Here is a 12078-nt window from a genome sequence, read left to right as displayed (position 1 = left end):
TGGATAGACTGTCTTGCTTTTGTTTTTTTGGATTATCCACATATTCACAGGACCTAGTACTATTACTATTATTTTTTTAAATATAAAATTATTATTATATGCAGCAGCTATAAACATTATGCTTGAATAATGAAAGGAGAAAAAAATGAAGTTTGCTATTCAAAAAGACCGCTTTGCTCAAAGCGTTCAAGACGTTTTAAAAGCCATTAGCTCCAGAACAACGATTCCGATTTTAACTGGGATTAAAATTGATGCGACTGAAGAAGGAATTAAGTTAACTGGAAGTGATTCTGACATTTCTATCGAATCTTTTATTCCAAAAGAAGAAGAGGGAAAGATTATTGTAGAGATTCAGCAAACAGGTTCCATCGTGCTGAATGCCCGTTTTTTCAATGAAATCGTGAAAAAACTGCCTTCTGAAAAAGCTGAAATTGAAGTAGTTTCTTCTTTTCAAACAGTCATTCGCTCCGGCCAGGCTGAATTTAATTTGAACGGGCTTGATCCTGATGAGTATCCTCATTTGCCTCAAATTGAGGAAGGGGAAGTCTTTAAATTGCCGACCGATTTACTTAAAGCCTTAATTCGACAAACTGTCTTCGCAGTGTCCACCTCAGAAACACGCCCAATCTTGACAGGTGTCAACTGGAAGATGGAAGAGGGACAATTAATTTGCATTGCAACAGACAGCCATCGGCTTGCTTGGAGAAAAGCATCAGTAGAAACCAATTCGAATGCTGAATATAACATCGTGATCCCAGGAAAAAGCTTGAATGAGCTAAGCAAAATCCTTGATGATTCACAGGAGCTTGTAGAAATTGTTATCACAGACAATCAAGTTCTTTTCCGGGCCAAGCATCTATTGTTCTATTCCCGTCTACTCGAAGGGAACTATCCGGATACTAGTCGCTTGATTCCAACCGACCACAAAACAAAGCTCGAGTTAAATACAAAAGATTTTTTACAGGCTATTGATAGAGCCTCCTTGTTGGCAAGAGAAGGACGCAACAACGTTGTTAAATTGTCAATGATTGATGAAGGAATGATTGAGATTTCTTCTAATTCTCCAGAAATCGGCAAGGTAACAGAGCAAGTAAAAAGCCGTGAAATGGAAGGGGAAGAAATTAAGATCTCTTTTAGTGCCAAATACATGATGGATGCGTTAAAGGTATTAGAGGGGACAGAAATCAATATCCAATTTACCGGAGCTATGAGACCATTTGTGATTCGTCCTGAAAATGATGATTCTATTTTGCAGCTTATTTTGCCTGTTCGTACGTATTAATTTGCTGCATAGAGTGAACAATAGGAAAAACTGAGAAAGAAGAGGCTGTTTCATGAAATGGGCAGCCTTCTTTCGTTTGTTTCTTCTTTGTGTTAAGGGCAAAAATTTAGTAAAATAAAGTATTAGAGAATTCATTCGAAAGCAGTGAAAAAAATGGATAAAAAAGTAGCCATCGAAACAGAATACATTCCTTTGGGCCAATTTTTAAAGCTTGCGGATATCATTCAAACAGGAGGTATGGCCAAATGGTTCTTAAGTGAACATGAGGTTTATATCAATGGAGAACTTGACCAGCGAAGAGGAAGAAAACTGCGTGTAGGCGACCGGGTGGAGATTCCAGGGACTGGCAGTTTTGAAGTTGTTGGTTTATAAAACAAAAGGATGTTTTGCATATGCACTTAACGGATTTGTCTTTGGAAAACTACCGGAACTATGCTTCTTTAAATATTGAATTCGAAAATAAGGTAAATGTTTTTCTCGGAGAAAACGCTCAGGGGAAAACAAATGTGATTGAATCGATTTTTGTGCTGGCTATGGCCAAATCTCATCGTACCTCTAACGATAAAGATTTAATTCGCTGGGAGACAGAGTATGCTAAAATAAAAGGAAGAGTGGAAAAAACTCAGGGTTCTGTGCCGTTAGAGTTAATCATTTCAAAAAAGGGCAAAAAAGCAAAATGCAATCATCTTGAGCAGCAGCGTCTAAGTCAGTATATAGGCAATATGAATGTTGTCATGTTTGCCCCTGAAGATCTTCACCTTGTCAAGGGCAATCCCCAAGTGAGAAGGCGTTTTATTGATATGGAAATAGGCCAGGTATCTCCTGTCTATCTTCATGATATCAGCCAGTATTACAAAATATTGCAGCAGCGGAATCGTTACTTAAAGCAGCTGCAAATAAAGAAAACGAGTGATCTAACCATGTTGGAGGTTTTTACAGATCAGCTAATACAGCTGGCTGTAAAGATTGTCAGAAAAAGATTTGATTTTATTCAGTTGCTGCAAGGCTGGGCACAGTCGATTCATTCAGGCATCTCCCGTGGAGGAGAAACGTTAAATATTTTGTATGAGCCGTCTATTAATGTATCAGAAGAGGACGATCCGTCTAAAATGATTCATATGTTCGAAGAAAAGTTTCATATGCAGCAGCAAAAAGAAATAGAGCGGGGAATCACAATGTTTGGCCCGCATCGCGATGATCTTATCTTCCAGGTCAACGGAAAAAATGTGCAAACATTTGGCTCCCAAGGCCAACAGCGAACAACGGCTTTGTCTGTCAAGCTGGCGGAAATCGAACTGATTCATTCTGAAATCAAGGAATATCCGATTCTTCTACTTGATGATGTTTTGTCGGAACTTGATGATTATCGCCAATCCCATTTATTGAATACGATACAAGGAAAAGTCCAAACCTTTGTAACGACGACGAGCACGGAAGGGATTCATCATCAGACATTGCAGGAAGCTTCGACATTTGCAGTGGAGAACGGAACGATCTCGCAAGTGAAGTGAACAGCATAGGAAACTCAACCTGGCTGTTAGTATAACCGAGAAACAGACCTTTATTCTTCGGATTGTTAACAATTATTTGATCAGCCTGACAGTTTAAGAAGCAAACTTTATCTATAATTTCAAAGAATAAGTTTTTATTCTTTTTATCTTATACATGAAGAAGTAAACATATGAAAATTATTTTCAAAAGTCTGTCGGTAAGCAATGGACCATTAGACTTTTGGAAGAAAGAGCAGGTGAACGGATTTGACTATGGAACAACCTAATACAGCTAACCAGCCTTCCTATGATGAGAACCAGATACAGGTACTCGAAGGCCTTGAAGCCGTTCGTAAGCGGCCGGGAATGTATATTGGTTCAACGAGTGGAAAAGGTCTTCACCATCTCGTCTGGGAAATTGTTGATAATAGTATTGATGAGGCACTCGCAGGATATTGTGACAAAATCCGAGTGATTATTGAAGAAGATAACAGCATTACAGTAAAAGATAACGGACGTGGAATTCCGGTTGGTATTCAGGAGCAGACAGGACGTCCGGCAGTAGAGGTTATTTTAACTGTGCTGCATGCCGGCGGGAAATTCGGCGGCGGAGGCTATAAAGTTTCGGGTGGTCTTCATGGTGTAGGGGCTTCCGTTGTTAATGCGCTATCCGAAGAACTTGAAGTGTTTGTTCACCTCAATAACAATATTTATTACCAATGCTACAAACGCGGAGTTCCACAAGAAGATCTTAAAATTATTGGCGAAACAGATTATACGGGAACGACTATTCATTTTAAGCCGGACAAGGAGATTTTTACGGAAACGACGGTCTATGAATACGATACGTTAGCGAACCGTTTGCGTGAACTTGCTTTCCTTAATCGTGGCATCACCATTATTATTGAGGATCGTCGTGAAGAAGGAAAAATGAATGAATATCATTATGAGGGCGGTATTAAATCCTACGTAGAGCATTTGAATCGGAAAAAAGAAGTCGTTCATAGCGAACCAATTTACGTGGAAGGCATGAAAGATGGAATTTCTGCTGAAATTGCTCTGCAGTACAACGAAGGGTTTGCGAGCAATGTATACTCATTCGCTAACAACATTAACACATATGAAGGCGGCACACATGAGTCGGGCTTTAAAACTGCTTTAACGCGTGTGATCAATGATTACGCGCGTAAAAACGGTTTAGTTAAAGACGGCGAAACCAATCTATCAGGGGAAGATGTCAGAGAAGGATTAACAGCCATTATCTCTATTAAGCATCCTGATCCGCAATTTGAAGGACAAACCAAAACAAAACTTGGTAACTCTGAGGCTCGTGCAGTAACAGATGCTGTTTTCTCTGCCCATTTTGAAACCTTTATGCTTGAAAACCCGGCAGTTGCCAAAAAAATTGTTGAAAAAGGCTTAATGGCTGCCCGTGCGCGGATGGCAGCTAAAAAAGCAAGAGAGTTGACGCGCAGAAAGAGCGCGTTGGAAGTATCCAGTCTTCCTGGAAAGCTGGCCGATTGTTCATCTCGTGATCCTGAAATCAGTGAACTGTTCGTAGTTGAAGGTGACTCAGCCGGTGGATCAGCCAAACAGGGCCGTGACCGTCATTTTCAGGCTATCCTGCCGCTTCGCGGAAAAATTATTAACGTCGAGAAAGCACGTCTCGATAAGATTTTATCGAACAACGAAATTCGCATGATTATTACAGCTCTCGGCACGGGAATCGGTGATGAGTTTGACATCTCCAAAGCCCGTTACCATAAGCTTGTTATCATGACAGATGCGGACGTTGATGGTGCCCATATCCGGACGCTGATGCTTACTTTCCTCTTCCGTTACATGCGTCAGCTGATTGAAGCGGGATATGTTTACATTGCTCAACCGCCGCTATATAAAGTGATGCAAGGTAAGCGTGTTGAATATGCGTACAATGACCGCCAGCTCGATGAAATTCTCGCAAGTCTTCCGGAAAATGCGAAGCCTGGACTGCAGCGCTATAAAGGACTTGGAGAAATGAATGCAGAGCAGCTATGGGATACAACGATGAATCCAGATACGAGAACCTTGCTTCAAGTTAGTTTGGAAGATGCCATTGAAGCAGATGAAACGTTTGAAATCTTGATGGGTGATCGTGTCGAGCCACGCCGGCAGTTTATCGAAGAAAATGCCCTTTATGTGAAAAACTTGGACATCTAATTTTGAGGAAAAGCCGTCCGTAAAAGAGAAAAAGGGAACGAGCAGGATAGATTTTTGTCTATCCTGTCTGTCTTTTTTCTAGCGGCCAAAGTTATTATTCATACATTAAAAAGTTCATTAAAGGAGGTTCTTTTACATGGCTGAAACGCCTCAATCCAGAGTAACAGAAATCAATATTAGCCAAGAGATGCGCTCATCATTTTTGGATTATGCTATGAGTGTTATCGTTGCCCGGGCACTCCCGGATGTTCGAGATGGCTTAAAGCCCGTTCATCGCCGGATACTTTATGCGATGAATGACTTAGGGATGACAGCTGACAAAGCATATAAGAAGTCTGCCCGTATCGTCGGGGAAGTAATTGGTAAGTACCATCCTCACGGTGACTCTGCTGTGTATGAAACGATGGTACGTATGGCGCAAGATTTTAACTATCGCTACATGCTTGTAGATGGCCACGGGAATTTCGGTTCGATTGATGGAGACTCTGCTGCCGCGATGCGTTATACGGAAGCGCGTATGTCTAAGATATCAATGGAATTATTGCGGGATATTACGAAAGATACGATTGATTATAAAGATAACTATGATGGTTCAGAAAGGGAGCCTGAGGTTCTTCCGTCACGTTTCCCTAATCTGCTCGTCAATGGTACATCGGGTATTGCAGTTGGAATGGCGACAAATATTCCTCCCCATCAGCTTGGAGAGATCATTGATGGGTTGATTGCTTTTAGTAAAAATGAAGACATGTCTGTGTTGGAAATTATGGAACACATTCCAGGTCCTGATTTCCCAACTGGCGGAATGATTATGGGAAGAAGCGGAATTCGCCGCGCATATGAAACTGGGAAAGGTTCCTTAGTTATTAGAGCAAAGGTAGACATTGAACAGCGGGCGAACGGCAAAGAAACGATCATTGTTAATGAGTTGCCTTATCAGGTGAATAAAGCAAGACTGATTGAAAAAATTGCTGAGCTTGTACGTGATAAACGCATTGATGGCATTACTGATTTGCGGGATGAATCGGACCGTAATGGGATGCGGATTGTGATGGAAATCCGCCGCGATGCCAATGCCAATGTTATCCTTAACAATTTATATAAACACACGGCTATGCAAACAAGCTTTGGTATTAATTTGCTGGCACTGGTCGACGGTCAGCCACGTGTATTAAGCATAAAAGAGTGCCTGCATCATTATTTAGAGCATCAGCGGGTAATTATTCGTCGCCGTACAGAATTTGAATTAAGAAAAGCGGAAGCAAGAGCCCACATTTTAGAAGGGTTGAGAATTGCTCTTGACCATATTGATGAAATTATCAGCTTAATTCGTAGCTCTCAAACGACTGAAATTGCTAAAAATGGACTAATGGAGCAGTTTTCTCTGTCAGAGAAGCAGGCGCAAGCTATTCTTGATATGCGTTTGCAGCGTTTAACTGGACTAGAAAGAGAGAAAATTGAAGAAGAGTATCAAAATTTAATTCAATTAATTGGAGAATTAAAAGCCATTTTAGCTGACGATGAAAAAATTCTTGGAATTATTCGTGACGAGTTATTGGAAATTAAAGAGAAGTTCAATGATACACGCCGCACAGAAATCATGGATGCCGGCGTGGAAGATATCATGGATGAAGATTTAATTCCTCGTGAGCAGATTGTTCTTACTTTGACCCATAACGGTTATATTAAGCGCCTTCCTGCTTCTACTTACCGCAGTCAAAGACGTGGAGGACGCGGTATACAAGGCATGGGGACGAATGAAGATGACTTTGTTGAGCATCTGCTGACTACTTCCACTCACGATACTATTCTTTTCTTTACAAATAAAGGGAAGGTCTATCGTTTGAAAGGATATCAAATTCCTGAATTTAGCCGCACAGCTAAGGGGATCCCAATAATCAATCTGTTGGAAGTGGAGAAGGATGAGTGGGTCAATGCGATGATCCGTGTCGAGCAATTTGACGCCGATGCCTTCTTATTCTTTGCAACAAAATCAGGGATCGTCAAACGTACGCAACTAACGGAGTTTGCCAATATCCGAACCAATGGATTACGAGCTCTTAATTTAAGAGAAGATGATGAGCTAATATCTGTGCGGCTGACTGATGGTCACCAGCACATCGTAATAGGTACGCGCGATGGCATGATGATTCGTTTTGAAGAAGAAAATGTTCGTCAAATGGGACGGGTGTCGACTGGAGTCAGGGGAATCAGATTGTCGCCTGACGATTGTGTGGTAGGCATGGAACTCCTCCATGAAAATGATTATGTTCTTATTGTGACGGAGAACGGTTATGGAAAACGGACGCCAGAAAAAGATTACCGCATCCAGACAAGAGGCGGTAAAGGATTGAAAACATGTAATATTACGAGCAAAAATGGACCGCTTGTTGCTATCAAAACAGTGAGTGGAAAAGAAGATTTAATGCTGATTACAGTTGGCGGTGTCCTTATTAGAATGGATATAGAAGATATCTCCATTACCGGCCGAAATACGCAAGGGGTGAAGCTTATCCGTTTGCAGGATGAAGAGACGGTAGCTACTGTAACAAAAATAGCTAAAGAGGAAGAAGAGGAATTAATGGATTCCCTTTCTGATCAAGATATAAATGAAACTCATAAAGAAGTGGAATAAAAGCCGGTTTTACCGGCTTTTTTTATTTCTAATCTATCCAATATTTGTTAGAATATAAGTAAAAAAACCTGGGGGAAAAGAAGGATGTACGTGAAGGTAGAGGATTTAAGAGAGGGAAACGTACTGCTGGACGATGTCATGGGGAAAACCCCTGTGCCGTTAATGGCAAAGGAAACCACTTTAACAAGCTGGCACATTAAAATACTTAAAGCATTCTTAATTAACGAAGTTGCCATTACAGAGGGACCTTCAATGGAGATGACTGTGGAAAAAGAAGTAACGGAAGAGAAAAAAGATTACCAAGCAGCCCCGCCTTCAGTCAAACAAACAGACTTCTTCCAGAATTATCTTCAAAGTGTAGAAGAGCATAATAAAGAATTTCAAAAGTGGCGAGCAGGGGGAGGGATAGACATTGTTAAAATCCGTGAAATTATCCTACCATTGCTCGAAAGGGTAATAAGCAACCCTGAATTACTTTTAGAGCTGATAAATTATGCGGAGAAAGAGAAGTACTTTTCCCACCATGCTATCTCAACTGGACTGTTAAGCGGTGGAATGGCTGTGCAGCTAAATTATGAAAAAGGAACGATTGTTCAGGCAGCTCTTGCCGGTACACTAGCTGATTGTGGAATGGCGAAAATTGACCCGCGCATTTTGTTGAAAGAAAAGGCATTAACGGCTGGGGAAAGAAAAGAAATTCATGATCATCCACTCGCAAGTTACAAGATGGTTAAAGATATTAGCCTCTTAAAGCCAGAGACCAAACTAGCTATTTTTCAACATCATGAAAGAATGGATGGGTCTGGGTATGTGAATGGGATAAAAGGAGACAAGCTGTTGCCGGTTTCACGTATTGTTGCTTTAGCAGATGTTTTTCATGCCATGACGACAGACCGTCCATATCGGAAAAGGCAGCTCCCGTTTAAGGTGCTCGAAATGTTCAGGGAGGATTTCTTTGGGCAGTTTGATTTGTCTGTGGTTAAATCATTAACGACTCTTTTTACTAAGCTTCCTGCTGGGACAGTTGTTCAGTTATCAGACGGACAAGTTGCTACTATTGTTTTTATGAAACAACAATATCCTACAAGACCGTTGTTACAGTTACAGAAGAGTGAAACGATTTTAGATCTTGAGAAAAGAAGAGATCTTTACATCGAAAAAATTCTTTAGTGCCACGACGACTGCTCTGAAAGCTAGCCTCAGCTTTCAGAGTCTTTTTTCTTCTTTGCTGGATTTTGTGCTGGCCTGAGTCTTAATTATTAATTATTTCCATGAAACGTTATCAAGAAAGTGCATATACTAAATAATTTATAAAAAAGTTAATGAATTGTATTGACCAACAAGTTTAAAGGTGATATATTATAAAAGTCGCTTGAGTGCGACGCAATAATTGAACATTGAAAACTGAACAAAATACATGCCAGTAAGTTAATTCTTATTTTTAAAACATGAGCAAGTCAAACATCTTTTTGGAGAGTTTGATCCTGGCTCAGGACGAACGCTGGCGGCGTGCCTAATACATGCAAGTCGAGCGGACTTGACGGAGCTTGCTCTGTTCAAGTTAGCGGCGGACGGGTGAGTAACACGTGGGTAACCTGCCTGTAAGACTGGGATAACTCCGGGAAACCGGGGCTAATACCGGATATTCTTTTTCTTCGCATGAAGAAGAATGGAAAGGCGGCTTTTAGCTGTCACTTACAGATGGACCCGCGGCGCATTAGCTAGTTGGTGAGGTAACGGCTCACCAAGGCGACGATGCGTAGCCGACCTGAGAGGGTGATCGGCCACACTGGGACTGAGACACGGCCCAGACTCCTACGGGAGGCAGCAGTAGGGAATCTTCCGCAATGGACGAAAGTCTGACGGAGCAACGCCGCGTGAGTGAAGAAGGTTTTCGGATCGTAAAGCTCTGTTGTCAGGGAAGAACAAGTACCAAAGTAACTGTTGGTACCTTGACGGTACCTGACCAGAAAGCCACGGCTAACTACGTGCCAGCAGCCGCGGTAATACGTAGGTGGCAAGCGTTGTCCGGAATTATTGGGCGTAAAGCGCGCGCAGGCGGCTTCTTAAGTCTGATGTGAAAGCCCACGGCTCAACCGTGGAGGGTCATTGGAAACTGGGAGGCTTGAGTGCAGAAGAGGAGAGCGGAATTCCACGTGTAGCGGTGAAATGCGTAGAGATGTGGAGGAACACCAGTGGCGAAGGCGGCTCTCTGGTCTGTAACTGACGCTGAGGCGCGAAAGCGTGGGGAGCGAACAGGATTAGATACCCTGGTAGTCCACGCCGTAAACGATGAGTGCTAAGTGTTGGAGGGTTTCCGCCCTTCAGTGCTGCAGCTAACGCATTAAGCACTCCGCCTGGGGAGTACGGCCGCAAGGCTGAAACTCAAAGGAATTGACGGGGGCCCGCACAAGCGGTGGAGCATGTGGTTTAATTCGAAGCAACGCGAAGAACCTTACCAGGTCTTGACATCCCGCTGACCGGTCTGGAGACAGATCTTTCCCTTCGGGGACAGCGGTGACAGGTGGTGCATGGTTGTCGTCAGCTCGTGTCGTGAGATGTTGGGTTAAGTCCCGCAACGAGCGCAACCCTTGATCTTAGTTGCCAGCATTCAGTTGGGCACTCTAAGGTGACTGCCGGTGACAAACCGGAGGAAGGTGGGGATGACGTCAAATCATCATGCCCCTTATGACCTGGGCTACACACGTGCTACAATGGATGGTACAAAGGGCTGCAAGACCGCAAGGTTTAGCCAATCCCATAAAACCATTCTCAGTTCGGATTGCAGGCTGCAACTCGCCTGCATGAAGCCGGAATCGCTAGTAATCGCGGATCAGCATGCCGCGGTGAATACGTTCCCGGGCCTTGTACACACCGCCCGTCACACCACGAGAGTTTGCAACACCCGAAGTCGGTGGGGTAACCCTTACGGGAGCCAGCCGCCTAAGGTGGGGCAGATGATTGGGGTGAAGTCGTAACAAGGTAGCCGTATCGGAAGGTGCGGCTGGATCACCTCCTTTCTAAGGAAATTGTGAACCGTGTCAGGCTTTTAGCCGCACGTAGTAGCAACAGAGAACGCTGTTCTCACAAACGAATTAACGGCACTGTTTTTTGTTCAGTTTTGAAGGTTTAATATGATCTTCATATGTGGAGTAAGGGCCTGTAGCTCAGCTGGTTAGAGCGCACGCCTGATAAGCGTGAGGTCGATGGTTCGAGTCCATTCAGGCCCACCATCCTTACTCTTTTTTTTACGTTGGGGCCTTAGCTCAGCTGGGAGAGCGCCTGCTTTGCACGCAGGAGGTCAGCGGTTCGATCCCGCTAGGCTCCACCAATTTGTTCTTTGAAAACTGGATAATATCGTATAAAAGTAACCAAGCAATAACCGAGTAATCGCCATTTTAGGTTAAGTTAGAAAGGGCGCACGGTGGATGCCTTGGCACTAGGAGCCGAAGAAGGACGGGACTAACTCCGATATGCTCCGGGGAGCTGTAAGTAAGCGTTAATCCGGAGATTTCCGAATGGGGAAACCCACTGTTCGTAATGGAACAGTATCCCTACCTGAATCCATAGGGTAGGAGAAGGCACACCCGGGGAACTGAAACATCTAAGTACCTGGAGGAAGAGAAAGCAAACGCGATTCCCTGAGTAGCGGCGAGCGAAACGGGAACAGCCCAAACCAGAAGGCTTGCCTTCTGGGGTTGTAGGACACTCTATACGGAGTTACAAAAGAACGGTGTAGGCGAAGAGGTCTGGAAAGGCCCATCAGAGAAGGTAACAATCCTGTAGCCGAAACATCGTTCTCTCCAGAGTGGATCCTGAGTACGGCGGAACACGTGAAATTCCGTCGGAATCCGGGAGGACCATCTCCCAAGGCTAAATACTCCCTAGTGACCGATAGTGAACCAGTACCGTGAGGGAAAGGTGAAAAGCACCCCGGAAGGGGAGTGAAAGAGAACCTGAAACCGTGTGCCTACAAGTAGTCAGAGCCCGTTAATGGGTGATGGCGTGCCTTTTGTAGAATGAACCGGCGAGTTGCGATTTCATGCGAGGTTAAGCCGTAAAGGCGGAGCCGCAGCGAAAGCGAGTCTGAATAGGGCGCATGAGTATGAGGTCGCAGACCCGAAACCAGGTGATCTACCCATGTCCAGGGTGAAGGTAAGGTAACACTTACTGGAGGCCCGAACCCACGCACGTTGAAAAGTGCGGGGATGAGGTGTGGGTAGCGGTGAAATTCCAATCGAACCTGGAGATAGCTGGTTCTCTCCGAAATAGCTTTAGGGCTAGCCTCAAGGGAAGAGTCTTGGAGGTAGAGCACTGTTTGGACTAGGGGCCCCCCTCGGGTTACCGAATTCAGACAAACTCCGAATGCCAAAGACTTATCCTTGGGAGTCAGACTGCGAGTGATAAGATCCGTAGTCAAGAGGGAAACAGCCCAGACCACCAGCTAAGGTCCCCAAGTATACGTTAAGTGGAAA

The 12078-nt window shown here is 43.7% G+C and carries 6 protein-coding genes, 2 tRNA genes and 2 rRNA genes (1 of these 10 only partly in view); all 10 read left to right on the top strand.

Annotated elements, in window-relative coordinates:
- Positions 1-145 precede the first annotated feature (145 nt).
- Positions 146-1282, top strand: a complete 1137-nt coding sequence (dnaN, locus tag MKZ02_RS02625; RefSeq protein ID WP_120035775.1) for a DNA polymerase III subunit beta — start codon at positions 146-148, stop codon at positions 1280-1282.
- 153 nt (positions 1283-1435) lie between these two features.
- Positions 1436-1654, top strand: a complete 219-nt coding sequence (gene yaaA, locus MKZ02_RS02620; protein ID WP_120035776.1) for a S4 domain-containing protein YaaA — start codon at positions 1436-1438, stop codon at positions 1652-1654.
- A 20-nt stretch (positions 1655-1674) separates the two neighbouring features.
- Positions 1675-2793, top strand: a complete 1119-nt coding sequence (recF, locus tag MKZ02_RS02615) for a DNA replication/repair protein RecF (protein WP_120035777.1) — start codon at positions 1675-1677, stop codon at positions 2791-2793.
- A 252-nt stretch (positions 2794-3045) separates the two neighbouring features.
- A complete protein-coding gene (gene gyrB, locus MKZ02_RS02610; protein ID WP_340856307.1) occupies positions 3046-4971 on the top strand; it encodes a DNA topoisomerase (ATP-hydrolyzing) subunit B in 1926 nt (641 codons plus the stop codon).
- A gap of 136 nt (positions 4972-5107) precedes the next feature.
- Positions 5108-7603, top strand: a complete 2496-nt coding sequence (gene gyrA / locus MKZ02_RS02605) for a DNA gyrase subunit A (RefSeq protein WP_340851682.1) — start codon at positions 5108-5110, stop codon at positions 7601-7603.
- Between the two features lie 84 nt (positions 7604-7687).
- Complete coding sequence (locus MKZ02_RS02600; protein WP_340851681.1) at positions 7688-8773, top strand: HD-GYP domain-containing protein; 1086 nt, start codon at positions 7688-7690, stop codon at positions 8771-8773.
- 296 nt (positions 8774-9069) lie between these two features.
- Positions 9070-10623, top strand: a 16S ribosomal RNA gene (locus MKZ02_RS02595).
- Positions 10624-10759: 136 nt separating this feature from the next.
- Positions 10760-10836, top strand: a tRNA-Ile gene (locus tag MKZ02_RS02590).
- 22 nt (positions 10837-10858) lie between these two features.
- Positions 10859-10934, top strand: a tRNA-Ala gene (locus tag MKZ02_RS02585).
- Positions 10935-11004: 70 nt separating this feature from the next.
- Positions 11005-12078: ribosomal RNA gene (locus tag MKZ02_RS02580) — 23S ribosomal RNA — on the top strand; it runs 1858 nt beyond the window's last position.
- Together the 16S and 23S rRNA genes with 2 tRNA genes alongside form the textbook arrangement of a ribosomal RNA operon.

The organism is Pseudobacillus sp. FSL P4-0506, assembly GCF_038003025.1.
Taxonomy (GTDB): Bacteria; Bacillota; Bacilli; order Bacillales; family Domibacillaceae; genus Pseudobacillus.
The sequence above is the reverse complement of the archived record's forward strand: the minus strand, read 5'-3'. Positions and strand labels throughout refer to the sequence as shown.

Coding starts and splice junctions, on each gene's coding strand:
- dnaN (WP_120035775.1), top strand. CDS start 146: ATGAAGTTTGCTATTCAAAAAGACCGCTTTGCTCAAAGCGTTCAAGAC.
- yaaA (WP_120035776.1), top strand. CDS start 1,436: ATGGATAAAAAAGTAGCCATCGAAACAGAATACATTCCTTTGGGCCAA.
- recF (WP_120035777.1), top strand. CDS start 1,675: ATGCACTTAACGGATTTGTCTTTGGAAAACTACCGGAACTATGCTTCT.
- gyrB (WP_340856307.1), top strand. CDS start 3,046: ATGGAACAACCTAATACAGCTAACCAGCCTTCCTATGATGAGAACCAG.
- gyrA (WP_340851682.1), top strand. CDS start 5,108: ATGGCTGAAACGCCTCAATCCAGAGTAACAGAAATCAATATTAGCCAA.
- MKZ02_RS02600 (WP_340851681.1), top strand. CDS start 7,688: ATGTACGTGAAGGTAGAGGATTTAAGAGAGGGAAACGTACTGCTGGAC.